The organism is Enterobacter cloacae complex sp. P2B (assembly GCF_014895985.1).
GTDB classification, from domain to species: domain Bacteria; phylum Pseudomonadota; class Gammaproteobacteria; order Enterobacterales; family Enterobacteriaceae; genus Enterobacter; species Enterobacter bugandensis.
On record NZ_JADBQQ010000002.1, the window covers coordinates 200,310 to 225,296 of the forward strand.

29 protein-coding genes are annotated in these 24,987 nt (G+C 58.2%); 19 read left to right on the forward strand and 10 right to left on the reverse strand.

Features of this window, described 5'->3' with window-relative positions:
- Positions 1–56 precede the first annotated feature (56 nt).
- A complete protein-coding gene (gene paaZ, locus IM313_RS01625) occupies positions 57–2,099 on the reverse strand; it encodes a phenylacetic acid degradation bifunctional protein PaaZ (protein ID WP_192971016.1) in 2,043 nt (680 codons plus the stop codon).
- Positions 2,100–2,384: 285 nt separating this feature from the next.
- Here paaZ and paaA point away from each other — a divergent pair, with 285 nt between their 5' ends.
- The 13 genes from paaA (at position 2,385) to paaY (ending at position 13,521) form a co-directional block, all read left to right on the forward strand.
- Entirely contained in the window at positions 2,385–3,314 is a 930-nt protein-coding gene (paaA, locus tag IM313_RS01630) for a 1,2-phenylacetyl-CoA epoxidase subunit PaaA (RefSeq protein WP_041910193.1), read from the forward strand.
- A gap of 12 nt (positions 3,315–3,326) precedes the next feature.
- A complete protein-coding gene (gene paaB / locus IM313_RS01635; protein ID WP_192971017.1) occupies positions 3,327–3,614 on the forward strand; it encodes a 1,2-phenylacetyl-CoA epoxidase subunit PaaB in 288 nt (95 codons plus the stop codon).
- A gap of 8 nt (positions 3,615–3,622) precedes the next feature.
- Positions 3,623–4,369 carry a 1,2-phenylacetyl-CoA epoxidase subunit PaaC gene (paaC, locus tag IM313_RS01640; RefSeq protein WP_192971018.1) on the forward strand — a complete coding sequence of 249 codons (747 nt, stop codon included), beginning with the start codon at positions 3,623–3,625 and terminating at the stop codon, positions 4,367–4,369.
- Positions 4,370–4,380: 11 nt separating this feature from the next.
- Positions 4,381–4,878, forward strand: coding sequence for a 1,2-phenylacetyl-CoA epoxidase subunit PaaD (gene paaD, locus IM313_RS01645; RefSeq protein WP_028013029.1), 498 nt, complete (start codon positions 4,381–4,383; stop codon positions 4,876–4,878).
- A gap of 7 nt (positions 4,879–4,885) precedes the next feature.
- Positions 4,886–5,956 carry a 1,2-phenylacetyl-CoA epoxidase subunit PaaE gene (gene paaE, locus IM313_RS01650; protein WP_192971019.1) on the forward strand — a complete coding sequence of 357 codons (1,071 nt, stop codon included), beginning with the start codon at positions 4,886–4,888 and terminating at the stop codon, positions 5,954–5,956.
- The gene (gene paaF, locus IM313_RS01655) at positions 5,953–6,720 is read left to right on the forward strand and encodes a 2,3-dehydroadipyl-CoA hydratase PaaF (protein WP_192971020.1); all 768 of its coding nucleotides are present in this window, start codon (positions 5,953–5,955) and stop codon (positions 6,718–6,720) included. The genes paaE and paaF overlap by 4 nt, the downstream gene beginning before the upstream one ends.
- Positions 6,720–7,508: a 2-(1,2-epoxy-1,2-dihydrophenyl)acetyl-CoA isomerase PaaG gene (gene paaG, locus IM313_RS01660; RefSeq protein ID WP_192971190.1), complete on the forward strand. Its 789-nt coding sequence runs from the start codon at positions 6,720–6,722 to the stop codon at positions 7,506–7,508. Before paaF ends, paaG begins: the two co-directional genes overlap by 1 nt.
- A gap of 1 nt (position 7,509) precedes the next feature.
- Positions 7,510–8,934: a 3-hydroxyacyl-CoA dehydrogenase PaaH gene (gene paaH, locus IM313_RS01665; RefSeq protein ID WP_192971021.1), complete on the forward strand. Its 1,425-nt coding sequence runs from the start codon at positions 7,510–7,512 to the stop codon at positions 8,932–8,934.
- Positions 8,924–9,346, forward strand: coding sequence for a hydroxyphenylacetyl-CoA thioesterase PaaI (paaI, locus tag IM313_RS01670; protein ID WP_028013034.1), 423 nt, complete (start codon positions 8,924–8,926; stop codon positions 9,344–9,346). The genes paaH and paaI overlap by 11 nt, the downstream gene beginning before the upstream one ends.
- Positions 9,346–10,551, forward strand: coding sequence for a 3-oxoadipyl-CoA thiolase (gene pcaF / locus IM313_RS01675; RefSeq protein ID WP_047368479.1), 1,206 nt, complete (start codon positions 9,346–9,348; stop codon positions 10,549–10,551). Before paaI ends, pcaF begins: the two co-directional genes overlap by 1 nt.
- 27 nt (positions 10,552–10,578) lie before the next feature.
- Complete coding sequence (gene paaK, locus IM313_RS01680; RefSeq protein WP_192971022.1) at positions 10,579–11,895, forward strand: phenylacetate--CoA ligase PaaK; 1,317 nt, start codon at positions 10,579–10,581, stop codon at positions 11,893–11,895.
- Positions 11,896–11,979: 84 nt separating this feature from the next.
- A complete protein-coding gene (gene paaX / locus IM313_RS01685) occupies positions 11,980–12,915 on the forward strand; it encodes a phenylacetic acid degradation operon negative regulatory protein PaaX (RefSeq protein ID WP_021241337.1) in 936 nt (311 codons plus the stop codon).
- 9 nt (positions 12,916–12,924) lie between these two features.
- Positions 12,925–13,521 (forward strand): phenylacetic acid degradation protein PaaY, encoded by a 597-nt coding sequence (paaY, locus tag IM313_RS01690; protein ID WP_028013037.1) that lies wholly within the window; start codon positions 12,925–12,927, stop codon positions 13,519–13,521.
- On the opposite strand, the gene IM313_RS01695 is transcribed toward paaY, so the two are convergent.
- Positions 13,430–14,701, reverse strand: coding sequence for a serine hydrolase (locus tag IM313_RS01695; RefSeq protein WP_192971023.1), 1,272 nt, complete (start codon positions 14,699–14,701; stop codon positions 13,430–13,432). The two genes, paaY and IM313_RS01695, sit on opposite strands and share 92 nt — an antisense overlap.
- A gap of 136 nt (positions 14,702–14,837) precedes the next feature.
- Between IM313_RS01695 and IM313_RS01700 the strand changes: the two genes are divergently transcribed.
- Positions 14,838–15,320, forward strand: a complete 483-nt coding sequence (locus IM313_RS01700; protein WP_192971024.1) for a glutathione peroxidase — start codon at positions 14,838–14,840, stop codon at positions 15,318–15,320.
- A gap of 117 nt (positions 15,321–15,437) precedes the next feature.
- Here IM313_RS01700 and IM313_RS01705 read toward each other — a convergent pair whose 3' ends face one another.
- A complete protein-coding gene (locus IM313_RS01705) occupies positions 15,438–16,229 on the reverse strand; it encodes a sulfite exporter TauE/SafE family protein (RefSeq protein ID WP_032674705.1) in 792 nt (263 codons plus the stop codon).
- 109 nt (positions 16,230–16,338) lie between these two features.
- Between IM313_RS01705 and IM313_RS01710 the strand changes: the two genes are divergently transcribed.
- Complete coding sequence (locus tag IM313_RS01710) at positions 16,339–17,133, forward strand: helix-turn-helix domain-containing protein (RefSeq protein ID WP_028013041.1); 795 nt, start codon at positions 16,339–16,341, stop codon at positions 17,131–17,133.
- 53 nt (positions 17,134–17,186) lie between these two features.
- On the opposite strand, the gene IM313_RS01715 is transcribed toward IM313_RS01710, so the two are convergent.
- Positions 17,187–17,807 carry a LysE family translocator gene (locus IM313_RS01715; protein ID WP_192971025.1) on the reverse strand — a complete coding sequence of 207 codons (621 nt, stop codon included), beginning with the start codon at positions 17,805–17,807 and terminating at the stop codon, positions 17,187–17,189.
- A 127-nt stretch (positions 17,808–17,934) separates the two neighbouring features.
- Positions 17,935–18,537: a helix-turn-helix domain-containing protein gene (locus tag IM313_RS01720; RefSeq protein WP_048998449.1), complete on the reverse strand. Its 603-nt coding sequence runs from the start codon at positions 18,535–18,537 to the stop codon at positions 17,935–17,937.
- A gap of 43 nt (positions 18,538–18,580) precedes the next feature.
- Between IM313_RS01720 and IM313_RS01725 the strand changes: the two genes are divergently transcribed.
- Together IM313_RS01725 and IM313_RS01730 are read left to right on the forward strand one after the other, a co-directional pair.
- Positions 18,581–19,276, forward strand: coding sequence for a B3/4 domain-containing protein (locus tag IM313_RS01725; protein WP_192971026.1), 696 nt, complete (start codon positions 18,581–18,583; stop codon positions 19,274–19,276).
- 21 nt (positions 19,277–19,297) lie between these two features.
- Positions 19,298–20,191 (forward strand): dihydrodipicolinate synthase family protein, encoded by an 894-nt coding sequence (locus tag IM313_RS01730; protein ID WP_048998451.1) that lies wholly within the window; start codon positions 19,298–19,300, stop codon positions 20,189–20,191.
- A gap of 45 nt (positions 20,192–20,236) precedes the next feature.
- On the opposite strand, the gene IM313_RS01735 is transcribed toward IM313_RS01730, so the two are convergent.
- Entirely contained in the window at positions 20,237–20,674 is a 438-nt protein-coding gene (locus IM313_RS01735; RefSeq protein ID WP_192971191.1) for a VOC family protein, read from the reverse strand.
- 186 nt (positions 20,675–20,860) lie between these two features.
- Between IM313_RS01735 and IM313_RS01740 the strand changes: the two genes are divergently transcribed.
- Complete coding sequence (locus tag IM313_RS01740) at positions 20,861–21,787, forward strand: LysR substrate-binding domain-containing protein (RefSeq protein WP_192971027.1); 927 nt, start codon at positions 20,861–20,863, stop codon at positions 21,785–21,787.
- Positions 21,788–21,829: 42 nt separating this feature from the next.
- On the opposite strand, the gene IM313_RS01745 is transcribed toward IM313_RS01740, so the two are convergent.
- Positions 21,830–22,300, reverse strand: coding sequence for a hypothetical protein (locus IM313_RS01745; protein WP_048998454.1), 471 nt, complete (start codon positions 22,298–22,300; stop codon positions 21,830–21,832).
- A gap of 293 nt (positions 22,301–22,593) precedes the next feature.
- On the opposite strand from IM313_RS01745, the gene IM313_RS01750 reads away from it, so the two are divergent.
- Positions 22,594–23,070, forward strand: coding sequence for a WbuC family cupin fold metalloprotein (locus tag IM313_RS01750; protein WP_028013049.1), 477 nt, complete (start codon positions 22,594–22,596; stop codon positions 23,068–23,070).
- Positions 23,071–23,121: 51 nt separating this feature from the next.
- Here the strand turns inward: IM313_RS01750 and IM313_RS01755 are convergent, their stop codons facing one another.
- The 3 genes from IM313_RS01755 to IM313_RS01765 all read right to left on the reverse strand — a co-directional run bounded on the left by IM313_RS01755 (position 23,122) and on the right by IM313_RS01765 (position 24,947).
- Positions 23,122–23,721 carry an NAD(P)H-dependent oxidoreductase gene (locus IM313_RS01755; protein WP_048998456.1) on the reverse strand — a complete coding sequence of 200 codons (600 nt, stop codon included), beginning with the start codon at positions 23,719–23,721 and terminating at the stop codon, positions 23,122–23,124.
- A gap of 74 nt (positions 23,722–23,795) precedes the next feature.
- Positions 23,796–24,389: a TetR/AcrR family transcriptional regulator gene (locus IM313_RS01760; RefSeq protein WP_192971028.1), complete on the reverse strand. Its 594-nt coding sequence runs from the start codon at positions 24,387–24,389 to the stop codon at positions 23,796–23,798.
- A gap of 90 nt (positions 24,390–24,479) precedes the next feature.
- The gene (locus tag IM313_RS01765; RefSeq protein WP_063942514.1) at positions 24,480–24,947 is read right to left on the reverse strand and encodes a nuclear transport factor 2 family protein; all 468 of its coding nucleotides are present in this window, start codon (positions 24,945–24,947) and stop codon (positions 24,480–24,482) included.
- Positions 24,948–24,987: the final 40 nt, after the last annotated feature.

A 24,987-nucleotide genomic window follows, 5' to 3' on the forward strand; every position in this document is an offset into this window, starting at 1 on the left:
TCGTGCAGAGCAATCTCCTCTCCCCGTTGGGGAGAGGGGCAGGATGAGGGCGAACGTTAGCTGAAATCACCCCGCTGGCGCGCCACCAGCGTCAGAATGGAGTAGAGCGCCACGGCCTGCTGGTGCTGGTTGAAAATCTCTACCGCCCATTCCACCACGCCGGTCGGTTTTTCCTCGGCGGTACGCTGTTTCTTCAGCGTTTTGCGCTTGCAGGTCAGACGCACCTGGATGGTGTCGCCCGGCTTGACCGGCTCGATAAAGCGCAGGTTTTCCATGCCGTAGTTGGCAATCACCGGCCCGACGCCTGCATCAACGAACAGTCCCGCCGCGGCGGAGATCAGGAAGTAGCCGTGAACCACGCGCTCGCCAAAGATCGACTCTGCCGCCCCGATCTTGTCCATATGGGCGTAGAAGTGGTCACCGCTCAGGCAGGCAAAATTGACGATGTCCGCCTCCGTCAGCGTGCGGCGCGGCGTCAGCAGGCTGTCGCCCGGCTGCAGTTCCTCAAAGTATTTACGGAACGGATGGACGCGATCTTCCTGCACCGCTGCGCCACGCACCCACTGCTTGCCGATGGCGGCCAGCATCGTCGGGCTGCCCTGAATCGCGGTGCGCTGCAGGTAGTGCTTCACCGCGCGCAGGCCGCCCAGCTCTTCGCCGCCGCCCGCGCGGCCAGGGCCGCCGTGCATTAGCTGAGGAAGCGGGGAGCCGTGGCCGGTAGACTCTTTTGATGATTCTTCGTTAAGGATCTGAATACGCCCGTGGGCGCGCGCCGCGCCGGCAATAAACTGGCGGGCAATGTTCAGGTCTGCGGTGACAAGCGTCCCCGCCAGGCTGCCGCCGCCCGCGCGGGCAAGCTGCATGGCGTGCTCTGCACTGCGATACGGCATCAGCGTGGCGACCGGGCCGAAGGCTTCGGTATCGTGCACCGCCGGGGTTTCATCCGGCTGCGGGCAGAACAGCAGGGTCGGCGGGAAGAACGCCCCCGCGGCCTGCAAATCCGCTTTGCCACCCAGACGGATCTGGCAGCCTGAGGCGACCAGCCGATCCACTTTCTCCTGCACGTCTGCGCGCTGTTCAGCGTTGACCAGTGCTCCCATCTTCACCCCTTCCTGCGCCGGGTCGCCCATCACCACCTTTTCCAGACGGGCAATCAGCGCCTGGCTGACGGCATCAACCTGGCTTTGCGGGACGATAATCCGGCGAATGGCGGTACATTTCTGCCCGGCCTTGGCGGTCATTTCGCGGACCACCTCCCGAATGAACAGGGCAAACTCCGGCTGCTCCGGCGTGACGTCTTCACCCAACACGCAGCAGTTCAGGGAGTCGGCTTCCATGGTGAACGGAATCGAATTCGCCACAATATTCGGGTGCACGCGCAGGCTTTGCCCGGTGCTGGCGGAGCCGGTAAAGGTCACCACGTCCTGGCTGTCGAGCTGGTCGAGCAGATCGCCCGCGCCGCCGCAAATCAGGCTGATGGCGCCGTCCGGCACCAGTCCGCTGTCCACGATGGATTTGACCATCGCCTGCGTCACCTGCGCGGTAGCGGTGGCGGGCTTGATGATGGCGGGCATCCCGGCAAGCCAGGTCGGCGCGAGTTTTTCCAGCATTCCCCAGCAGGGGAAGTTGAAGGCGTTGATGTGTACCGCCACGCCGGATTTCGAGGTCAGAACGTGGCGTGCCGCAAAGCCGCCTTCTTTCGACAGGGTGATTAGCTCATCTTCCGGCCACAGCGTGTCGTCCGGCAGCTCGCGGCTGCCCAGGCTGGCGTAAGTGAAGAGGGTGCCGATGCCGCCTTCAATATCGACCCAGCTGTCCGCCTTCGTCGCGCCCGTCTGGGCGGACAGGGCATAAAACGCCTCTTTTTCGCCGAGCAGGTGTTTCGCCACCGCTTTCAGCATGACGGCACGTTCAATAAAGGTCATGGCGCGCAATGCCTCGCCCCCATGCTCAATGGCATAGCGACGGGCGGCCGCCATGTCCAGCCCTTCGCTGGTCACTTCCCAGAGTGCTTCGCCGCTGATGGCGTGATGAATCGCGCGTTCGCGGCCCCGGCCAGACTGCCAGGTACCGGACAAGAAGCTGGCTAACTGCTGCATCGCTTATCTCCAAATGTTTCGTGATTTCACTATTAATAGTTTGATCGCGAATCATAAAAATCAAGCTGTGTTTTTAATGAATTGTTAACGTTGTGATCTGGCTGGATGAATCGCGTCGCGTAAAGGCGCTTTGTAAAAGGCATGGCGTAAAAGCCTTGCGAGCAGCATCACAAAACCGGGAAACAATTCTTGGGGTTATATTTAACCTTTGTGTAACTTTTAAAAAACAAAGTGATTCAACATTTCGCTTTAATTTGCAAACTAACGAATCATAAAGGTGATGACGTGACGCAAGAACAACGGTTTGAGCAGCGCATAGCGCAGGAGACGGCGATTGAGCCTCAGGACTGGATGCCGGAAGCCTACCGTAAAACGCTGATCCGCCAGATTGGTCAGCACGCGCACTCCGAAATTGTCGGCATGCTCCCGGAAGGGAACTGGATAGCCCGCGCGCCGACGCTGCGCCGAAAAGCGATCCTGCTGGCGAAAGTGCAGGACGAAGCCGGACACGGGCTTTACCTCTACAGCGCGGCGGAAACGCTGGGCTGCGCGCGGGAAGACATCTACCAGAAGATGCTCGACGGCAAGATGAAATACTCCTCCATCTTCAACTATCCGACCCTGAGCTGGGCTGATATCGGCGTGATCGGCTGGCTGGTGGACGGCGCGGCCATCGTCAACCAGGTGGCGCTGTGCCGAACCTCCTACGGCCCGTATGCCCGGGCGATGGTGAAAATCTGTAAAGAAGAGAGCTTCCACCAGCGTCAGGGCTTTGAAGCCTGCATGGCGCTGGCGCAGGGCAGTGAGGATCAGCGTCAGATGCTGCAGGACGCCATCAACCGCTTCTGGTGGCCGGCGCTGATGATGTTCGGGCCGAACGACGATAACTCGCCGAACAGCGCCCGCAGCCTGGCCTGGAAAATCAAACGCTTTGGCAACGACGAGCTGCGCCAGCGCTTTGTCGACAACACGGTGCCGCAGGTGGAGATGCTCGGCATGACGGTGCCGGATCCGGACCTGCGTTTCGATGAAGAGAGCGGTCACTACCGCTTCGGCGAGATCGACTGGCAGGAGTTTGACGAGGTCATTAACGGGCGCGGCATCTGTAACCACGAACGTCTGGCCGCGAAACGCAAAGCCTGGGACGACGGGGCGTGGGTGCGGGAAGCCGCGCTGGCGCACGCCGAAAAACAACGTACCCGTCAGGCCGCATAAGAGGAAATAACCATGAGCAATGTCTACTGGCCGCTGTACGAAGTGTTCGTACGCAGCAAACAAGGGTTATCGCACCGTCACGTGGGCAGCCTGCATGCCGCCGACGATCGCATGGCGCTGGAAAATGCCCGTGATGCCTACACCCGCCGCAGCGAAGGGTGTTCTATCTGGGTGGTGAAGGCGAGTGAAATTGTGGCCTCCCAGCCAGAAGAGAGCGGCGATTTCTTCGACCCGGCGGAAAGCAAGGTTTACCGCCATCCGACGTTCTACACCATCCCTGACGGCATCGAGCATATGTGAGGCAAAGAATGAACTCAGTGACTGCCTATGCCCTGCGCCTGGGCGACAACGGTCTGGTGCTCTCCCAACGTCTCGGCGCCTGGTGCGGCCACGCGCCTGAACTGGAAATTGACCTCGCGCTCGCCAATATCGGCCTCGACCTGCTGGGGCAGGCGCGCAATTTTCTGACCTATGCCGCGGAATTAGAAGGCCCGGGCGATGAAGACACGCTGGCGTTTGGCCGCGACGAGCGCCAGTTCCGCAACGTCCTGCTGGTGGAGCAGCCGAACGGCAGCTTCGCCGACACGATTGCACGCCAGTACCTGATGGATGCCTGGAACGTGGCGCTGTACGAACGCCTGACACAGAGCAGCGACGGCCAGCTTGCTGCCATCGCCGCCAAAGCGATCAAAGAGGCGCGCTACCACCTGCGCTTCAGCCGCGGCTGGCTGGTGCGGCTGGGCGACGGGACCGAAACCTCCGCGCAAAAAATGCAGCAGGCCATCGACAGCCTGTGGCGTTTTACGGCGGAGCTGTTTGACGCCGATGAGGTCGAGCTTGAGCTGATTGACGCTGGCGTGGCGGTGGATCCGCGAACCCTGCGCCAGCCGTGGGAAAGCGAAGTGTTTGCTGGTCTGAAAGAAGCCTGTCTGCAGGTTCCCGCAGAGGTGGCGTACCGCACCGGGGGCAAGAAGGGGCTTCATACCGAACATCTGGGTCCGATGCTGGCGGAAATGCAGTATCTCCAGCGCGCGTATCCCGGTCAGCAGTGGTAAAGGAGAACGCTATGCAACGCCTCGTCGACATCGCGCCTGCGCAAATTCCGCAGATCTGGTCGCTGTTAAGCCAGATCCCCGATCCGGAAGTGCCGGTGTTAACCATCACCGATTTAGGCATGGTGCGCAGCGTGAAGGCGCAGGGGGAAGGCTGGGTGATTGGCTTCACGCCAACCTACTCGGGCTGCCCGGCAACGGAACACCTGCTGGGGGCGATCCGCGAGGCGATGACCGCGCACGGCTTCACCCCCGTGCACATCGTGCTCCAGCTTGAACCTGCCTGGACCACCGACTGGATGACCGCCGACGCGCGCGAGCGCCTGCGGGCGTACGGCATCAGCCCACCGGTGGGGCATAGCTGCCACGCGCACGCCCCGGCAGAGGTGAGCTGCCCGCGCTGCGCCAGCACCGACACCTCCCTTATCAGTGAATTTGGCTCGACGGCCTGCAAAGCGCTCTACCGCTGCAATACCTGCCGCGAACCCTTCGACTATTTCAAATGTATTTGAGGCTGCCATGACAACGTTTCATTCATTAACAGTGGCAAAAGTGGAACCCGAAACCCGCGACGCGGTAACCATCACCTTCGCGGTGCCGCAGGCGTTGCAGGAGGCCTACCGCTTCCGCCCCGGCCAGCACCTGACCCTGAAAACGACGCTGGGCGAAGACGAGCTGCGCCGCTGCTACTCCATCTGCCGCAGCACCGCGCCGGGTGAGATCAGCGTGGCGGTCAAAGCCATCGACGGTGGGCGCTTTTCCCGCTATGCCCGGGATGAGATCAAAGCGGGCATGGCGCTGGAGGTGATGGTTCCTCAAGGGCAGTTTGGCTACCAGCCGCAGGCTGAACGCGAAGGCCACTACCTGGCAATTGCCGCAGGCTCCGGGATCACCCCGATGCTGGCGATTATCTCCGCCACGCTTTCAACCGAACCCAACAGCCATTTCAGCTTGATCTACGGCAACCGCAGCAGCCAGAGCATGATGTTCCGCCAGGCGCTGGCGGACCTGAAGGACAAATACCCGCAGCGGCTGCAGCTGGTCTCCATCTTCAGCCAGGAGCGGCTGGACAGCGACCTGCTCTATGGCCGCATCGACGGGGAAAAGCTGCAGGCGCTGGCGAAAACCCTGATCAACTTCCGCCAGTATGACGAGGCCTTTATCTGCGGCCCGTCGGCGATGATGGACGACGCCGAAGCGACGCTGAAGGCGCTGGGGATGCCGGAAAAATCCATTCACCTTGAGCGCTTTAACACCTCCGGAATCCCCGTTAAGCGCGCGGTGCACGTGCAGGCGGAGGGTCAAAAAGTGACCGTGCGCCAGGACGGGCGCGACCGTGAAATCACCCTGACGGCGGACGACGAAAGCATTCTTGATGCTGCCCTGCGTCAGGGAGCGGATCTGCCGTATGCCTGCAAGGGCGGCGTGTGCGCCACCTGCAAATGCAAAGTGCTGCGCGGCAAGGTGGACATGGCAACCAACTACAGCCTGGAGCCGGACGAGCTGGCCGCCGGGTACGTACTGAGCTGTCAGTCGCTGCCGTTAACCGCCGACGTGATTGTCGACTTTGACGCGAAGGGGATGGCATGAGCGAACTGATTGTTACCCGTCATGGCCGCGTGCTGCAGCTGACTCTGAACCGTCCGGAGGCGCGCAATGCCCTTAACAATGCGCTGCTGGCGCAGCTTGCGGAACAGCTTGAGGCTGCCGCCGTGGATGCCGACATCGCCGTCTGCGTGATTTACGGCAGCGAGCGCTGCTTTGCCGCCGGGGCCGATCTCAACGAAATGGCGGAGAAGGACCTGCCCGCCACCCTGAACGATATCCGCCCGCAGCTATGGGCGCGCATTAACGCGTTTAACAAACCGCTGATTGCTGCCGTGAACGGCTTCGCGCTGGGCGCAGGCTGCGAGCTGGCGCTGCTGTGCGACGTGATCATTGCTGGCGATAACGCCCGTTTCGGCCTGCCGGAAATCACGCTGGGCATCATGCCCGGCGCGGGCGGCACCCAGCGTCTTATCCGCAGCGTCGGTAAATCCCTGGCCAGCAAAATGGTGCTGACCGGCGAGAGCATTACCGCAGAGCAGGCGCTGGGCACCGGGCTGGTGAGCGATATCTTCCCGGCGTCTCTGACACTGGAGTACGCCCTGAAGCAGGCGGCGCTGATGGCGCGACACTCTCCGCTGGCGCTGCAGGCGGCGAAGCAGGCGCTGCGGCAGTCGCAGGAGGTGCCGCTACAGGCCGGTCTGGCCCAGGAGCGCCAGCTGTTTACGCTGCTTTCCGCCACCGAAGACCGCCGGGAAGGTATCGACGCCTTCTTACAAAAACGCACCCCCGACTTTAAAGGACGCTAATTGTGGAATTTATTCTCAGTCACGTAGAACAGGGCGTAATGACCATTACGCTGAACCGTCCGGAGCGTCTGAACAGCTTTAACGACGTGATGCACCAGCAGCTTGCCGAGTGCCTGAAGCAGGCCGAGCGCGATGACGCCATCCGCTGCCTGCTGATCACCGGGGCAGGACGCGGGTTCTGCGCCGGTCAGGATCTGAACGACCGTAACGTCGACCCCAACGGCCCGGCGCCGGATCTGGGAATGTCTGTCGAAACCTTCTACAACCCGCTGGTGCGCCGCCTGGCAAAGCTGCCGAAGCCGGTCATCTGCGCGGTTAACGGGGTGGCGGCTGGCGCGGGAGCTACGCTGGCGCTCGGCTGCGACACGGTGATTGCCGCCCGGTCGGCCAACTTCGTGATGGCCTTCAGCAAGCTCGGCCTGGTGCCGGACTGCGGCGGCACGTGGCTGCTGCCGCGCGTGGCCGGACGCGCCCGCGCCATGGGGCTGGCGCTGCTCGGGGACAAACTCAGCGCCGAGCAGGCGCAGGCGTGGGGGATGATCTGGCAGGTGGTGGACGACGACCAGCTCTCCGCCACGGCGCAGCAGATGGCGCTGCACTTTGCCTCGCAGCCGACCTTCGGCCTGGGCCTGATCAAGCAGGCGATCAATGCTGCGGAAACCAACACCCTCGACGCGCAGCTTGACCTGGAGCGCGACTATCAGCGTCTGGCCGGTCGCAGCGACGACTACCGCGAGGGCGTCAGCGCTTTCCTCGCGAAGCGCGCGCCTAACTTTACGGGGAAATAAGATGCTCAACATACGGACTGTCGCCGTGATTGGCAGCGGCACGATGGGCGCGGGGATTGCAGAAGTGGCGGCCAGCCACGGGCATCAGGTGCTGCTCTACGATATTTCCAGCGATGCGATATCCCGCGCTATCGAGGGGATCCGCCAGCGTCTGGCCTCCCGGGTGACGCGCGGAAAACTCTCCGCCGATGCCGGGAGCCAGATCCTCGCCCGGCTGCTTCCCGTCACGGATATCGACGCGCTCTCCGCGGCCGAACTGGTGATTGAAGCGGCCTCGGAACGGCTGGAGGTTAAAAAGGCGCTGTTTTCGCAGCTGGCGGAAATCTGCCCGCCGCAGACGGTGCTGACAAGCAATACCTCTTCGATCTCCGTCACGGCGATTGCGGCGGACATCCACCATCCGGAGCGCGTCGCCGGGCTGCATTTCTTCAACCCGGCGCCGGTCATGAAGCTGGTGGAGGTGGTGAGCGGGCTGGCAACCTCCCCGGAAGTGGCCGACGCGCTGTGCGAGCTGGCGCTGAACTGGGGCAAGCAGCCCGTGCGCTGCCAGTCAACGCCGGGGTTCATCGTCAACCGCGTCGCGCGTCCGTTCTATTCCGAGGCCTGGCGCGCGCTGGAAGAGCAGGTGGCCGCGCCGGAGGTGATTGACGCCGCCCTGCGCGAAGGCGGTGGCTTCCCGATGGGCCCGCTGGAGCTGACCGACATGATTGGTCAGGACGTGAACTTCGCGGTGACCTGCTCGGTATTTAACGCCTTCTGGCAGGAGCGTCGTTTTCTGCCCTCGCTGGTCCAGCAGGAGCTGGTGCTGGCTGGCAGGCTGGGCAAAAAAAGCGGGAAGGGCGTTTATGACTGGCAGGGCGACAGGCCCGGGGTGCGCTGGGCTGATACCGTGAACGACAGCTACAGCCCGATGCGCGTGGAAAGAAAGCGTGACAGTGTCACAGAAATTGATGATGTGTACTTGATTGAAACGCAGGGCGAAACCGCGCAGGCGCTGGCGCTGCGGCTCAACGGACCGGTGGTTGTAGTAGACCGCATCGAGCGCGACGTCGCGGTCATCGCCGCAGCCGCCAGCAACCCGCATACGGCGACGCAAAAGGCCATCCGCTACCTGCAGCAGCAGGGGCTTCGGGTGGTGCAGATTGCCGATTATCCCGGCCTGCTGGTCTGGCGCACGGTGGCGATGATTGCCAACGAAGCGCTGGATGCTCTGCAAAAAGGGGTCGCCAGCGAGAAGGACATCGATACCGCCATGCGCCTGGGCGTCAACTACCCGAGCGGGCCGATCGCCTGGGGTGAGCGTCTGGGCTGGCAGCGCCTGCTGACGCTGCTGGAGAACCTGCAGCGTCATTACGGCGAAGAACGCTATCGCCCCTGTTCCCTGCTGCGCCAGCGCGCGCTTCTGGAGAGTAGCTATGAGTCATAACGCCTGGCACAACGCCCGCGCCATGTATGAACGGGACGCCTGCGCGCAGGCGATGGGGATGGACATTGTCGATATGGACGACGGCTACGCGGTGGTGTCCATGACCATCACCCCGCAGATGCTAAACGGCCACCAAACCTGCCACGGCGGACAGCTGTTTTCGCTGGCAGACACCGCCTTTGCCTACGCCTGCAACAGTCAGGGGCTGGCGGCGGTGGCCTCCGGCTGCTCAATTGATTTTCTGCGTCCGGGCTTTGCCGGGGACACGCTCACCGCCACTGCGCGGGTGAAGCATCAGGGCAGGCTGACCGGCGTGTACGACATTGAAATTCAGAACCAGCAACAGAAAACCGTCGCCCTTTTTCGCGGAAAATCTCACCGCATCGGCGGCAATGTGACAGGAGAGGCCTGATGCGTGACGCATTTATTTGTGATGGCGTTCGAACCCCGGTTGGGCGCTACGGCGGGGCGCTTTCCGCCGTTCGGACTGACGATCTCGGCGCCGTGCCGCTGCGCGCGCTGCTGGCCCGCTATCCGCAGCTCGATCTGGAGCGGATTGACGACGTGATCTTCGGCTGCGCGAACCAGGCGGGTGAAGATAACCGCAACGTGGCGCGTATGTCGTCGCTGCTGGCCGGGCTGCCGCAGACGGTGTCCGGAACCACCATTAACCGCCTGTGCGGGTCGGGGCTGGACGCGATTGGTTTTGCCGCACGCGCCATTAAGGCGGGCGACGGCGACCTGCTGATTGCGGGCGGCGTGGAGTCCATGTCCCGCGCGCCGTTTGTGATGGGCAAAGCCACCGCCGCGTTCCAGCGACAGGCGGAGATCTTTGATACCACCATCGGCTGGCGATTTGTGAATCCGCTCATGCATCAGCAATTCGGAACTGACAGCATGCCGGAAACGGCAGAGAATGTAGCGGAATTGTTAAATATCAGCCGTGCCGATCAGGACGCGTTCGCGCTGCGCAGCCAGCAGCGTACCGCGCAGGCGCAGCAGAACGGCATTCTGGCGCAGGAGATTGTGTCGGTGCAGGTACCGGGGAAAAAAGGGGCGGTCAACGAGTTCAGTGAGGATGAACATCCCCGCGCGGACACCACGCTTGAGCAGCTTGCCGGGCTAAAAACGCCGTTCCGCAGGAATGGGGTGGTCACGGCGGGAAATGCCTCCGGCGTCAACGATGGCGCAGCGGCGCTGATCGTCGCCAGCGAGCAGATGGCGCTGGCGCAGGGGCTGGTCCCGCGCACGCGGATCGTGGCGATGGCGACGGCAGGCGTGGAGCCACGTCTGATGGGACTCGGCCCGGTACCGGCCACGCGCAAGGTGCTGGAGCGCGCCGGACTCAGCATTAACGAGATGGACGTGATCGAGCTCAACGAAGCTTTCGCCGCGCAGGCGCTGGGCGTGCTGCGTCAGTTGGGATTGCCGGATGATGCCGCGCACGTCAACCCGAACGGTGGCGCGATAGCGATTGGTCACCCGCTGGGGATGAGCGGCGCCAGACTGGCGCTGGCCGCGAGTAATGAACTGCACCGACGCGGCGGGCGCTACGCGCTGTGTACGATGTGCATCGGTGTGGGTCAGGGCATTGCCATGATCCTTGAGCGTGTTTGAGCATAAAAACAATGTGAGTACCCTACAATGACAAATACAACAAAGCTTGATCCGATTGAAACGGCCTCCCTTGACGAACTGCAGGCGCTGCAGACCGCGCGTCTGAAATGGACGCTGCACCACGCCTATAACAACGTGCCGATGTACAAACGCAAGTTTGACGCTGCGGGCGTTCACCCTGACGATTTCAACGAGCTGGCGGATATTCGCAAATTCCCGTGCACCACCAAGCAGGACCTGCGGGATAACTACCCGTTTGATACCTTTGCCGTGCCGATGGAGCAGGTGGTGCGCATTCACGCGTCATCCGGCACCACCGGCAAACCGACGGTTGTCGGCTACACGCAGGGCGACATCGACAACTGGGCCAACCTGGTGGCGCGCTCCCTACGCGCGGCGGGCGGCAGCGCGAAGGACAAAATTCACGTGGCCTATGGCTATGGCCTGTTTACCGGCGGGCTGGGCGCACACTACGGCGCCGAGCGTTTGGGGGCGACGGTGATCCCGATGTCCGGCGGCCAGACAGAGAAACAGGCGCAGCTGATCCGTGATTTCCAGCCGGACATGATCATGGTGACGCCGTCCTACTGCCTCAACCTGATTGAGGAGCTGGAGCGCCAGATGGGCGGCGACGCCAGCGCCTGCTCACTGCGCGTTGGCGTTTTCGGCGCGGAGCCGTGGACGCAGGCCATGCGTCGCGAAATCGAAAAACGCTTAGGCATTACGGCGCTGGATATTTATGGCCTCTCCGAGGTGATGGGGCCGGGCGTGGCGATGGAGTGTATCGAAACCGCCGACGGCCCAACCATCTGGGAAGATCATTTCTACCCGGAGATCGTCAACCCGAACGACGGCACGCCGCTGGATGACGGCCAGCAGGGCGAACTGCTGTTCACCACGCTGACCAAAGAGGCGCTGCCGGTGATCCGCTACCGCACCCGCGACCTGACGCGCCTGCTACCGGCAACCGCGCGCAGCATGCGCCGTATGGACCGGATCGGCGGACGCAGCGACGATATGCTGATCATCCGCGGCGTCAACGTTTTCCCGTCGCAGCTGGAAGAGGAGATCGTGAAGTTCGAACACCTTTCTCCGCACTATCAGCTGGAGGTGAACCGTCGTGGGCATCTTGATTCACTTTCCGTGAAGGTGGAGCTGAAAGAGAGCAGCTTAACGCTGACCCACGAGCAGCGTTGCCAGGTGTGCCACCAGCTGCGCCACCGAATAAAGTCGATGGTCGGGATTTCCACCGACGTGATGATTGTGAACTGCGGCAGCATCCCGCGCTCGGAGGGGAAAGCCTGCCGGGTGTTTGATCTGCGTAAAGCGGCGGCGAACGGTTAAAACACCTGGCCATCTCCCCTTTGGGGAGAGGGCCAGGGTGAGGGACTTATGCTATGATTCATCCAGGACAAAAATAACAACAGAATGAATCACATGAATAAACTCGATGCCTTTATCCAGCACGCGGTCAGCTCGGTTCCCGTCAGCGGAACGTCGCTTATCTCCTCGTTATACGGTGACGCGCTTTCCCACCGCGGCGGCGAGATTTGGCTCGGCAGCCTGGCCGCCTTACTGGAAGGCATGGGATTTGGCGAGCGCTTCGTGCGCACCGCGCTGTTTCGCCTCAACAAAGAGGGCTGGCTGGACGTCTCCCGCATCGGGCGACGCAGCTTTTACCGCCTGAGCGATAAGGGGCTGCGGCTGACGCGTCGCGCGGAGAATAAGATTTATCGCGCAGAGCTGCCCGCCTGGGACGGCAAATGGCTGCTGCTGCTTTCCGAAGGGCTGGATAAAACTACGCTCGCGGATGTGAAAAAACAGCTCATCTGGCAAGGATTTGGCACGCTGGCACCGAGCCTGATGGCCTCGCCGTCCCAGCATCTGGCGGACGTGCAGTCCCTGCTTCATGATGCCGGCGTGGCGGAAAACGTGATCTTCTTCGAAGCCCACTCGCCGCTGGCGCTCTCCCGCGCCGCGCTGCGTTCGCGGGTGGAAGAGTGCTGGCAGTTAACCGAGCAAAACGCGATGTACGAGTCGTTTATCAACTCGTTCCGCCCGCTGCTGCCTCTGCTGAAGGAGGCCGCGCCGGAGGAGCTGACGCCGGAGCGCTGCTTCCAGATCCAGCTGCTGCTGATTCACTTTTATCGCCGCGTGGTGCTGAAAGACCCACTGTTGCCGGAGGAGTTACTGCCCGCGCACTGGGCGGGGCAAAGCGCCCGACAGCTCTGCATTAATATCTATCAGCGTGTCGCGCCGGGGGCGCTGGCGTTTGTCAGCGAGAAGGGCGAAACCTCCGTGGGTGAACTGCCCGTGCCCGGCACGCTCTACTATCAACGCTTTGGTGGTCTTACAAGCGCATAAGGAGTGAAGATGCCAGTTTATCAAATTGACGGTCTGACGCCGGTGGTACCTGACGAAAGCTATGTTCACCCAACGGCGGTGCTGATTGGCGACGTAATTCTGGGTAAAGGCGTTTATGTTGGCCCTAATGCCAGCCTGCGCGGTGATTTTGGCCGTATCGTGGTGAAAGATGGCGCGAACATTCAGGATAACTGCGTGATGCACGGTTTCCCGGAGCAGGACACGGTGGTGGAGGAAGAGGGGCATATCGGCCACAGCGCCATCCTGCACGGCTGCATCATCCGCCGCAACGCGCTGGTGGGTATGAACGCGGTGGTGATGGATGGGGCAGTGATTGGTGAAAACAGCATCGTCGGCGCGGCGGCGTTCGTGAAGGCGAAAGCGGAGATGCCTGCCAACCACTTGATTATTGGCAGCCCGGCGAAAGCGATTCGCGAGCTGAGCGAGCAGGAGATGGCGTGGAAGCGGCAGGGCACGCGGGAGTATCAGGTGCTGGTGGAGCGCTGCAAGCTAACTATGCACCAGGTTGAGCCGCTGCGCGAGGCTGAGCCTGACCGGAAACGGCTGGCGTTTGACGAGAACTTAAGGCCGAAGTCGGCGATGTAGCGGTAAGGCCGTCTTTTTTCGCCATATCCATCAGTAGCGCGATGCCAATATAGTTGCTCCAGTTAAAGATATTTTGCAGCACCACTACCGCATTGCCTTTCTCTTTGTCATAGCCGATGAAGCTGGAGTAGCCGCCGATATAGCCGACCTGATAGGTGATTTTTTCCAGACCGATAAAGTCGGTGGTCCAGGCAATGCCCTGCACCCCGTCGGGGCGTTGAATATCGGTATTTCTGACTTCGTCAAAGACGCTGTCCAGCAAGGGATTGTGGGTCGTAGAGACGTGATAGCGGGCATAGGCCGCCAGATCTTCGGCGTTACTGTACAGGCTTGCTGCCGCCACCATGTTGTTGGAAAAATGCCAGTCTGGCGTCAGCTGCCCGCGCGGGATGAATTTTGGCTGATCGCCCGCGTGGCCGAGCGCCCGCTGGGGGTATCCTTTGAGCTTCTGGGGCGTAAAGCTGCTGTTAACCATGTGCAGCGGACGGAAAATATAGCGTGACGCTAAACTCTGAATATCTTCGCCGGTTTTGTGCTTCAGGATATAGCCAATCAGGGCGTAGCCGGTATTCGAGTATTGCGGCGTTTTATCTCTCGGCGCGCGCCAGTTCGCCAGATAACGCAGCACGTTATCGCTGTCCAGTTCACCGTAGAAATTATCACCCGTGCCTAAGTAGCGGATGAATTTTCCGAGCATCGGAACATCCATATTCTGGCGCGGAAGGCCGGAGGTGTGGGTTACCAGCTCCAGCAGGGTGATTTTTTGTGCATCCTTACTTAGCGGCGTTCCCGGCGGTAGCAATGTCGCCAGGCTGTCGTTCCAGTTCAGTTGCCCCTCACTCACCAGACAGGCCACCACTTCCGCCGTGATCCCTTTGCTGAGCGAGCCGAGCGCAAACAGGGTATCGGGCCTGACCGGGTAGCGGTTGACCGCATCGGTAACGCCCCAGGTGTAAAACTGAGGTGAGCCGTGATTATGGATTACCGCGACCGTCATTCCTGGAACCGACTTTTGTGCCATGTAGTGACGCACCACGCTGTCAACGTCGCCATCCAGCGATTCATGGGTGAGGAGTTCCTGGGTATCTTCCGGGGAGGACATTTGCGAGAGCGTGCCACAACCGCTGAGGAATGGGATAGCAAGCAGAAGCCAGCGAATTTTTTTTGTGATGTTCTGCATACCTGATAGCGAGTGTGGTGGTCATTGGCGCGGCGGGAATGTATCACACTTAGCCTGTTTGAATGTAAACTTTCTGTACGGAGGCCGCCGCGTGGGTGGTCATAGCGGCTTTTCGGCCTGCTTTGAGGATTTCAGCATGACACGCTTTCATCAGCTTACCGCCACCCGCCTGGATGGCGGTCTTATCTCAATGGCCGACTATGCGGGGAAGGTGGTTTTGGTCGTCAATACCGCCAGCCAGTGCGGCTTTACGCCCCAGTATGCGGGTCTCGAAGCGCTATACAAGAAATACGCCGAACAAGGGTTAGTGGTGCTGGGCTTCCCCTGCAACCAGTTCGGTAAGCAGGAACCCGGCGACGCCGATGAAATCTCAAAGACCTGTTACATTAACTACGGCGTCAGTTTTCCCATGTTCGGGAAAGTTGAGGTCAATGGCGCTGAAGCACATCCGATGTTTCGTTATCTGAAAAGCGAATTGCCTGGCGTGCTGGGTGGGCGGATCAAGTGGAACTTTACCAAGTTCCTGGTCGGACGCGACGGAAAGCCGCTCAAGCGTTTTGCACCGATGACGACGCCAGAGAAAATGGAGGGGGCAATTGTTGCGGCACTGGGAAGGTGAGTGTTTTTGTCGCCAGAGCCATCCATTTGCCGGGTATAGCCGAAATTCATTATGTCCGCTCTGTGCCAGGAGCGGACGTTGGTACAGGTAGCCCAGTAGTCGCCGCGATGGATGGGTTTACTGGAGCAGCATCGCCAGTAGCACCAGGCACAGCAGTATTACATAGATTCGTGCGTGCCATATGTCAGGTAAAGCAGGTATAACCCGACGGCTAAAAACTATTCCAGCCCAGCCCGTCAGTACCAACAGGCCTAAAATTTTCAGGCTGATAAAACCGAGAAATCCGCTCACCGGAATATTTTGCCAACCAATGACCGCATACGTCACGGCACCACACAGCGCGACAGGCAGAGAAAGCGGGTTAGAAGCGCTAATACATTCACCCATCGCATAGCCGTGTCGCCGTAATAATGGCACTGTCATCACGCTGCCACCCACGCCCAGCAATGCGGCTATCATGCCGATGATCACTCCGCCGCCCGTTACCACTGAAAGTGACAAGCGACGCGGGGAACTGCAGCTAAAAAAACCTTTGCGCAACAAACAATCGCCAATGGTTACCAGCATATAAAGAATGAACAGTGCGCGAACAATATTCTCGCTGAAGACTCCCGCCAGACAGGAACCCACGACAGCCCCGATAGCGATAAACCATAATAATGGGAACAATGTCTGCGCTGAAAGTTTGCCGGCGCGCCAGTTTCGGTAGCTGACCCAGCCCGCGTTAAAAATCATCACCGCCGTTGAGGTAGCAACCGCGATATGCATGGCGTTTCCTGCCAGCTCAGACTGCCGCAGCATCAGTTGATAAACAAATGGCACCACGACAAAACCGCCCCCAAAACCAAAGAGCACCGTGGTGATACCGGTAGTAAAGCCTGCCAGTGCAATAATTGCGATATCGTTCAAGAGAATATCCCCGACCTGAAAATGAGCGAGCAGCTTATACCGGTAGCATCCTGCTTCCCATTTGCGCAGCGCTCAATTACCTTTGTAAATCGTTCAGACGGAGACCGGTGTGCGCAACGTAAAAATTGAAGATGTCGATAAGCTCGATCGTGAAGTGGTGGCGTTAGGCAATGACTATGCGCAGGGATTTATACTGCCACAACACCAACATCGCCGCGCGCAGCTGCTGTATGGTGCAACGGGTCTCATGTACGTCTCAACCTGTAACGGAGAGTGGGTTGTTCCCCCACAACATGCAGTATGGATCCCACCCGAAACCCCTCACGCTGTCCGGTTTGTAGGTGTGACCACGCGTAGCTTATATATTGAACCAACATGCGTGACGGGATCGATTAAGTATCGACACTGTAAGGTGATCAGCGTATCGCCATTGTTACGTCAGTTGTTGCTTGATGCCGTGGATTTGCCGCTGATGTATGACAGCGCACGCGACCGTGCGCTGGTAAATCTGCTGTTACTGGAACTGGCGGAAATGCCGGTTCGCGAATTCGATATTCCGCTGCCACAACATCCGGCTCTGTTGGCTCTTTGTCAGGCGTTTTTACTCAACCCCTCAATCCATGATCCTGCTGAGCGCTGGGCCAGTACGCTGTTTATGAGCGCCAGTACCTTTCGTCGACTTTTCTTACGGCAAACCGGCATGTCATTTTCTGCATGGCGACAGCGAGCCTGTGTCGTCAGTGCGCTGACGTTGCTGATAACAGGTAAACCGGTGAATGAAGTGGCACTCACTCTCGGATACGACAATGCATCATCTTTCGCCACGATGTTCCGCCGTGTCACGGGACAGCCGCCTTCGTATTATCGGCTTGATTTCAAAAGCTTCACAGGGCACCGTTCATAACATCAGTTATGTGACCACAGCGGACGTTCTGAGCTGTGTTAGCGTTAATCAGGTTATCTTGTGCTGAGTGCAAGTTTAGCTGCAAAGCACAAAAACAATCCTCCTGTAGCTCTGTCCATTCCCCTGATAACACTGCTTTTCTTCAGTATGGCTGATGCAAAGTGCGTGGATAAAATGAGCGTGACTGACCACATTGTCCCTATTGCGACATGAATGCTGACAAGTATAAAAGTCCATACAAAGGGGGAATGTCCGGCAGGTATGAATTGAGGTAAAAAAGAGACATAGAAAATACCCATTTTAGGATTGAGTACATTTCCCAGCATTCCTTTTATAAACCAGTTCCCCGCTGAAGGATTAACGCCATCGCCGTGATTGAAAGATGAACGTGGCCGCCTCAGCAGTTGTAAACCCAGCCAGCAAAGGTAAGTCGCACCACAAATTTTCAGCATGGTATAAGCGAGCTCTGACACCGCCAGCAGCGCTCCCAGTCCCAGCGCAACAAGTGCGCCCCAGATAAAACAGCCAGCATCAATTCCAAGAGCTGCCTGAAAAGCCTTCTTTCCACCTTCAGCACATGCCGTTCGTAGAATGAGTGCCGTATCCAGGCCCGGAGTGAGGGTGAGCAGTAGTGCCGCGAGAGAGAAGGCAAGGAGAGAATCAGTAACAGACATTTTCTTTATCCGAAAGAGTGGATGTTACCCCCTTACTTTGCGCCAATCAATTAGACAAAGGCAGTTATGTGAATAAATTGTAAATTGCTTTAATGAGAAAAGCCCTGCTGGCATACCGGGCTACAACTCAGGACGCTTTCTCATGCACTGTCATGATGAATACCAATGGGTCCTTCTCCCGGTTTTCATAGAAATGAGGAACGTCCGTTCTGGCAGTTGCCGAACAGCCAGTTTTTACCTGATACACGTGATCCTGTACGCCGAGTGTGAGCGTGCCCGACTGAACATAAAACAGTTCTAGCGTTCCTTCCGCGTGGCCGGGTGACGCAAACTTTTCCCCGGGCTGCATTTCCCACATCCAGAGCTCGGTCATATCAGGGCCACCCGATCCTGCGAGTAATCTTGCTCTCCCGCCTGTTTCACCTTGCCACAATTCTGGGATCTCATCTTCAGCAATGAGATGCACGGTCGGTTTGGCACTGACATCCACAAAATCAGCCACCGAAACCCCCATCGCGGCAGCCAGGCGACATAACAGGGCAATGCTGGGATTCGCCCGGCATCCCTCTATCTCAACCAACGCTCCCTTACTTACACCCGCCTGACGCGAGAGTTCATCAAGGGAGATTTTCTTTTGCTTACGATACAGTTTAATTCGCTGCGATACGGCTTCATTCACGGAGCTGGCGATCGAATTTGCATCGGTCATTAAATTGACTTTTTTGGTCATTGGTCATTATCATGGAATAAATTGGTCATTACAGGATTATCACGTGTTAACAGTATCTCCGTCAATTTCTCCTGAAATTTATCGTATTGCTCCCGGTTTTCGGGCGCTCAGTATACGCGTAAAAGCTGCGCCAGTGCTTAATCCCGGCACTGGAGAAACGGCGCTGCGAGAAGCCTGTGAGGCGGTTCTGGCCGGTGAGCCTGCCTGGGCGGAATCTCATCTGGCGGCATGGGCCGACGTTTTTCAAAAATTTGGGGCTAAACCTAAACGCACCCCTTGCTCAGCGGATGCGTTACGCAAGCGCGTCTTACGTGACGGAACGATGCCAGCGCTCGATCCTGTCGTTGATCTTTATAATGCCGTCAGTCTCCGCTATGCCGTTCCGGTTGGTGGAGAGGATCTCTCTGCCTATAAGGGGGCCCCGCGTCTGACTGTGGCCAAAGGAACAGAATCTTTTGATACGGTCAAAGAGGGAGAGACCACCGTTGAGTATCCTTCACAAGGCGAGGTTATCTGGTGTGATGATATCGGCGTGACCTGCCGTCGCTGGAACTGGCGACAGGGGATCAGAACCCGCTTAGGCGTGGAAGCGCAGCAAATGTGGTTCATTCTGGAGAGTCTCCCGCAGATGCCGCTGGAGATGCTTCACGAAGCCGGAAAAATGCTGACCGACGGCCTGGAAAAAATGATGCCCGGTCTGTGGTTTGACGTTGCTCTCATCGAAGAACCACAGCAGTAATATCCTTCAGGAGAAACATGTATGTTTACCGGCTTGTCGGCATTTCCATTAACCCCAGTCACCGCCAGCGGCGTGGATGAAAAGGGTTTCAGCCATATCCTTTCCCGTCTTACAGACGCTCGGGTTGATTCAATGGGCATCCTGGGGTCAACCGGAAGCTACGCCTATCTCACCCGGGAGCAGCGCAAGCGCGTAGCAACGCTGGCCAAACAGCATGCAGGGAACATCCCCGTGATGGTGTGTGTGGGAGCGGTCAGTACCGATGCCATTCTGCATCTGGCAGATGATGCACAGGCCGCTGGTGCGAATGCGCTGTTACTCCCGGCGGTCAGCTACCAGCCACTCCGTGACGAAGAAGTCTTCTCACTCTTTGAGACCGTTACCCGGCACGTGTCTGTACCGGTGTGTATCTATGATAATCCGGGCACGACGCATTTTACCTTTACGGATGAACTCCACGGTCGTCTCTCATCACTTGAGGGTGTCCGCTCGGTCAAGATCCCTGGCGTCCCGAATAGCCCCGCTGCAGCAACTGAGCGGGTGAAGGCGTTACGTCAACATCTGCATCCTGGCGTAACAATCGGTATCAGTGGCGACGCTTATGCGGGACTGGGATTAAACGCCGGTTGTGAAGTGTGGTATTCCGTGTGTGGCGGTCTGTTCCCTGAGATGGCGAAACAAATCACTGAAGCCGCGGCGGCAAACGATCGTCAACGCGTTACAGCCCTGACAACCCGCCTTGAGCCATTGTGGTCGCTGTTCCGTAAACATGGCGGAAGTATTCGCGTTATTGCCGCTGCGTCTGGCGTGCTTGGGCTTACCGACATGGATTGCCTGCCTCGCCCTCTGCAACCGTTGTCAGCTGGCGACATCGCGGATATTGCCCATGTGATAAGCACGCTGGAGCTGAAGTGATCTCCGCAGGACTGGGTGTCTACCGGTCCTTACCGCAAAATTTTATTATTGAAGTGACTCTTCTTCGCCTGATAGCTTATCTGCATCAGAAGAATAATGCTGGCAAACGCACGCCAGTTTATGCCCGTCAGGATCGCGCAGATAGGCAACATAAAAGTCGGGGCCGTAGGCGGTTCGTGTACCGGGCACGCCTTCATTTTTCCCACCCGCGCCGAGGCCCGCTGCATGGAAGCGTCTGACAATGTCCGCGTTATCTGCTCTGAAGGCGAACATTGTCCCGTTTCCCGCCGTCGCGGGTTGCTGGTCAAATGGAGGACAAATGCAGAAGCTAAATTCGTCATCCGGATGATTTTCGTTTCCCCACATTGCCCAGCTATCAGTCCAGGCGGGCAGACGTGTATAGCCCAGCACGTTAAAAATAGCGTCATAAAAGTTCACGGCGCGCTGAAAGTCATTTGTGCCAATCGTGGTATAAGCCAGCACTTTAAACATCCTCTTTTCCGTCAGTCTGAACAGAGATTATCTCAAAGTAGCTATCTTCATCACCACCCAGGCCAGGATCATCGGCATGCCTCAGCAGGAAGACTCGGCGATAAAAAATGTTGGCTGACGTCATCATGTGCCGATAATACAAAAACTGTATGATTACACCTTCCAAAAAGGGAATGTATGTCTTTACCGCCACTGTATGCGCTGCGCGCGTTCGAAGTTGCCGCACGGCTGAACTCCTTCAGCAAAGCGGCTGAAGTCCTGAATATCACGCCGGGGGCGGTCAGCAGGCATGTCCGCACGCTTGAGATGTGGTTCGACTGCGAGCTGTTTAAACGGCAGGGACCGAGAGTGGAAGTCAGCGACGCCGGGCGTATTCTGGCCGGGCAGCTTAGCGAAAGTTTCTCGAATATTGAGTGGGCCTGTCGCGCATTCAAAAGTGAAAACCACCTTCTGCGCCTCAAGGCCCCGAGCACACTGACGATGCGATGGCTCCTGAACGTTCTCAAAACCTTTCGCGAGAACCATGCGAAGCCGAAAATCGAAATTGCCAGCGTCTGGATGGACTTCGACACGGTTGACTTCAGCCGCGAGCCCTACGATTGTGCGATCCTCCTCGGTAACGGCTATTTCGGCGAATCAACGGAGAGCAGGCTGCTGTTCAGCGAATGGCTTATTCCGGTTTGTACGCCGTCTTTGCTGGAGCCTGCCCGGCATCAGCTTCCAGAATGCGATCTTATTCATCCGTCTCCGGACCGACGGGACTGGAAGCGCTGGCTGAAAAGGACGGGCTTATTCCCCGGCCTCGACATGAGCGGCGGGATCGTGTTCGACACCCTGGAGCAGGGAAGCCTTGCGGCCATGCACGGACACGGCGTGGCGATGGCCGATCTCCGGCTCACGCTCGACGCGCTGAAAAGCGGCCTGCTCGCGCTGCCCTTCCGGGAGGCGATAGCAACAGGGGACGGATACTATCTTGTCTGGCCGAAAAATTCGCTCAGAGGACAGAGTATTGAACGGTTGCTGGCCTGGCTTAACCTCAATTCGCCGGTCGTTCCTTCGCTGGATATCGTCTGTCTTGAGTATAATGAAAAGCGGCTGTCTTAAATCAAACAGGATATTCCTTACGGACTATCCTGTTTAATAAGTTTACGCGTAGGGTATATTCGCCATCTTCTTATATCTTTCCGGCAGTGCGCTATTCAGGTTAAGTAATTTATCCAGAATATAAAGCGCTGGCGTCCCCTTTGCGCGCTCTTCGTCGATCAGCGAAGAACGTAGCACATTGGCAGCCGAGGTCATTTTACGAAAATACTCTTCTGATTCCGGCGTCTGTACTTCACCGGACTCCGCGTAACGCACCCGTGGCCAGTCCGCGAAGTCAGGCTGGGGGAAGAGTCCGACGTCTTTTGTCATATGTGCTGAGAGTAGCTCCTCGGCATTGCCAGGAGCGTTCTGGGCAAATGAGAGCAGGTGCAGTCGATGTATAAATGGCGAAAGCGCTTCTGAACGATGACTTTCTGAGGAAAGTAAGGTGATTAGCGCAGGTATTTTTTCATCAGCGGTGCTTTTTTCTGGTGAGAGGGTTTTCAATAAATGGAATAAAACATCGAGTGTCATAGGTGCTCCATATCCGCACATTATTATTTATTGTTTTTACGTCGCTATCTGTTTTTGACAGCGGTATACCAGGGGTAAATGGATGGTATTTCAGTGCGGTTATGTTTGAAAAACGATAAATAGTTGGCATTAATGTGAGTTTTACTCAATGTGGCGCTCTGGGCTCCAACATTGCAGATCCTCTCACGGCAGCGTTTTGTTTCACAAATGCCTTAGCTTATCGGCTTTTCAGGATGGTATAACGTCGTGCAGCAATCGGCTTGCCGTTAATCACCACATTCTCAAAGGCTTATATGAAACAAATTACTTTTAGTGACCTGCAGCAGCAAAGCGAGCAGGCCGCACATTCTCCTCGCTTACGCGCACACCGTAATTTACACCCTGACCTGAGTGACCCGGTGCAGCGCCTGGCCATTGCAATGGAACCCGGTACCTATGTCCGCCCCCATCGCCATCCGCACACGTTTGAACTGCTGACGGCGCTGAGCGGCCGCTTTCTGGTGCTGAATTTTGACGACAGCGGAAACGTGACCCGGCGCGTGGTGTTAGGCGAAGAGTGTAAAGTCCTGGAGATGGATGCCGGAACCTGGCATGCCGTGCTGTCGCTGGATAAAGGCGGCGTCATTTTTGAGGTAAAACACGGGGCGTATCAGCCCGTGCCTGAGCACGATACCGCCCCGTGGTCGCCTGCTGAGAACGCGCCAGGTACTGTAGAGTTGATGAAATGGTACGCCCAGGCGCAGGTGGGTGATAGGCGTTTTACCCTGTAATTTTCCTGTAGTGTTCCCGGCGCGCAGAAAAGCGCGCCAGCACCGTATGGTTTACTGGATGTCGCCCAGTCGTTGCAGAAATTCCTCAACCTGCTCAGGCGTAGCCGTGTCTGCCTGGTAAAGGATTTCGAGCTTAACGTTCTTCAACCCGCAGAAGCCAAATACCCCTTCGATTATCTGCGTCTGAATCGCCGTCGAATAGCCGTGTTTGTCGAACCCGGTAAGATCGCTACCGCCGGTGGCAATCAGGCGGACGGGAACATCACGTAAGTTGCCCACAATCCGGCCGTCGTCGGCCACCTTATACGCCCAGTTCAGGGTTAACACGCGATCGAACCAGCCTTTCAACAGCGCGGGAACCGACCACCAGTACACCGGGAAGACGAATACCAGCATATCCGCGCGCTCCACGCGCTTTTGCTCGCGCAGAATATCGTCGGGGAGGGCGCTCGGATCGCCGTGATACAAATCGAGATCGGCGCGGGTCATCGCCGGATTAAACCCTTCAGAATGCAGATCGGCGATCTCAACCTGCGTACCTTCCTCGCGTAATTTCCCGGCAATACGAGCTGCCAGCGTATTGGATAACGAATTGTCGATCGGGTGTGCCGTCACGATCAGCGCGTTTTTAATGGCATGGGTTGCAGACATAGCGACCTCCAGATGGGGGAGAAGTGATACCTATATTACTATTGGTAACTTAGGTGTCAATCCGCCCCCGGCGATCATTTTGTGCTATTCGCGTAGGTCTCAAGCACCCCGGTCATGACGCCGCAGAGCATATCTTCTGCCACATTCCGGGCGAGCACGCCGTTGCCCGCCGAGGTGCTGAGCGCCTCCGCCGCACCAATGATGGCCGTCAGCGCCGCTTCTCCCTGAACGCCTTTCAGCACGAGGAACGGGGACAGCGCGGTACGCAGACAGTCGGCACATTCAGCCACGCACGCCTCGCGGAACGTCTGCAATGCGCGGGAGCCGGACAGCGCCGCCGCAATCGGCCCGGTTTCCGGCCCGGCGGTAATGGCGCAGTCGATATAGGCGGCGCTGAAAAAGTGGATCGTCTTCTCCAGCGTTTTGCTGTCCACCGCCAGCGTCTCCCTGAATTTCGCCAGCTGCCGATCGCTATAGTCTTGATACAGTGCCATCAGCAGCCCCTCACGATCGCCAAAGTGGTCGTAGGGGATAGGCTTGGTCACGTTGGCCCGTTCTGCCAGATAGCCAAGGGTCAACGCCTCCGTGCCTTGCTGACGCACGATCCCTCGCGCAACCTCCAGCAGCTGCACGCGGCGATCCTCTTTTCTTAAGCGCTTAACAACCATGCTTTCCTCGGTTTTGTTATCTACTCATGGTAGTTTACACGTTTTCGGCAGGCTGCTGCACCCGTTGTTCCACAGAGCGGAGCCGATACTTTATAGCCCCAGATCGCTCAGAGAAGGATGATCGTCCGGGCGTCTACCCAACGGCCAGTGGAACAGTCGCTCGGATTCTTTTATCGGCATATCGTTAACGCAGGCAAAACGGCGCTTCATCAGTCCGTCCGGTTCAAACTCCCAGTTTTCATTTCCGTACGAGCGGAACCAGTTGCCGGAATCATCATGCCATTCATAGGCATAGCGCACCGCGATCCGGTTGTCCGTAAATGCCCAGAGCTCTTTAATCAGGCGGTAATCCAGCTCTTTTTTCCATTTCCGCGCCAGAAACGCCTGGGCTTCCTCGCGGTTGGTGGCGAACTCCGCGCGGTTGCGCCACTGGGTGTCCAGCGTGTAGGCCAGCGCGACTTTTGCCGGGTCGCGGCTGTTCCAGCCATCTTCGGCCAGTCTGACTTTTTCGATGGCGCTTTCGCGAGTGAAGGGCGGTAATGGAGGACGAGTGTTCATAGCGATTACCTCTGTGTGATGATGTAGACAGGTCTGTCTA

What these genes read in the sequence shown, in the direction of transcription:
- IM313_RS01720 (WP_048998449.1), bottom strand. Translation starts at nt 18,537, where the DNA reads ATGACCAAAAAAGTCAATTTAATGACCGATGCAAATTCGATCGCCAGC.
- paaK (WP_192971022.1), top strand. Translation starts at nt 10,579, where the DNA reads ATGACAAATACAACAAAGCTTGATCCGATTGAAACGGCCTCCCTTGAC.
- paaF (WP_192971020.1), top strand. Translation starts at nt 5,953, where the DNA reads ATGAGCGAACTGATTGTTACCCGTCATGGCCGCGTGCTGCAGCTGACT.
- IM313_RS01750 (WP_028013049.1), top strand. Translation starts at nt 22,594, where the DNA reads ATGAAACAAATTACTTTTAGTGACCTGCAGCAGCAAAGCGAGCAGGCC.
- paaC (WP_192971018.1), top strand. Translation starts at nt 3,623, where the DNA reads ATGAACTCAGTGACTGCCTATGCCCTGCGCCTGGGCGACAACGGTCTG.
- IM313_RS01740 (WP_192971027.1), top strand. Translation starts at nt 20,861, where the DNA reads ATGTCTTTACCGCCACTGTATGCGCTGCGCGCGTTCGAAGTTGCCGCA.
- paaE (WP_192971019.1), top strand. Translation starts at nt 4,886, where the DNA reads ATGACAACGTTTCATTCATTAACAGTGGCAAAAGTGGAACCCGAAACC.
- paaI (WP_028013034.1), top strand. Translation starts at nt 8,924, where the DNA reads ATGAGTCATAACGCCTGGCACAACGCCCGCGCCATGTATGAACGGGAC.
- IM313_RS01730 (WP_048998451.1), top strand. Translation starts at nt 19,298, where the DNA reads ATGTTTACCGGCTTGTCGGCATTTCCATTAACCCCAGTCACCGCCAGC.
- paaY (WP_028013037.1), top strand. Translation starts at nt 12,925, where the DNA reads ATGCCAGTTTATCAAATTGACGGTCTGACGCCGGTGGTACCTGACGAA.
- IM313_RS01755 (WP_048998456.1), bottom strand. Translation starts at nt 23,721, where the DNA reads ATGTCTGCAACCCATGCCATTAAAAACGCGCTGATCGTGACGGCACAC.
- paaX (WP_021241337.1), top strand. Translation starts at nt 11,980, where the DNA reads ATGAATCACATGAATAAACTCGATGCCTTTATCCAGCACGCGGTCAGC.
- paaZ (WP_192971016.1), bottom strand. Translation starts at nt 2,099, where the DNA reads ATGCAGCAGTTAGCCAGCTTCTTGTCCGGTACCTGGCAGTCTGGCCGG.
- IM313_RS01700 (WP_192971024.1), top strand. Translation starts at nt 14,838, where the DNA reads ATGACACGCTTTCATCAGCTTACCGCCACCCGCCTGGATGGCGGTCTT.
- paaB (WP_192971017.1), top strand. Translation starts at nt 3,327, where the DNA reads ATGAGCAATGTCTACTGGCCGCTGTACGAAGTGTTCGTACGCAGCAAA.
- IM313_RS01760 (WP_192971028.1), bottom strand. Translation starts at nt 24,389, where the DNA reads ATGGTTGTTAAGCGCTTAAGAAAAGAGGATCGCCGCGTGCAGCTGCTG.
- paaD (WP_028013029.1), top strand. Translation starts at nt 4,381, where the DNA reads ATGCAACGCCTCGTCGACATCGCGCCTGCGCAAATTCCGCAGATCTGG.
- IM313_RS01745 (WP_048998454.1), bottom strand. Translation starts at nt 22,300, where the DNA reads ATGACACTCGATGTTTTATTCCATTTATTGAAAACCCTCTCACCAGAA.
- IM313_RS01695 (WP_192971023.1), bottom strand. Translation starts at nt 14,701, where the DNA reads ATGCAGAACATCACAAAAAAAATTCGCTGGCTTCTGCTTGCTATCCCA.
- pcaF (WP_047368479.1), top strand. Translation starts at nt 9,346, where the DNA reads ATGCGTGACGCATTTATTTGTGATGGCGTTCGAACCCCGGTTGGGCGC.
- paaH (WP_192971021.1), top strand. Translation starts at nt 7,510, where the DNA reads ATGCTCAACATACGGACTGTCGCCGTGATTGGCAGCGGCACGATGGGC.
- IM313_RS01765 (WP_063942514.1), bottom strand. Translation starts at nt 24,947, where the DNA reads ATGAACACTCGTCCTCCATTACCGCCCTTCACTCGCGAAAGCGCCATC.
- IM313_RS01715 (WP_192971025.1), bottom strand. Translation starts at nt 17,807, where the DNA reads ATGTCTGTTACTGATTCTCTCCTTGCCTTCTCTCTCGCGGCACTACTG.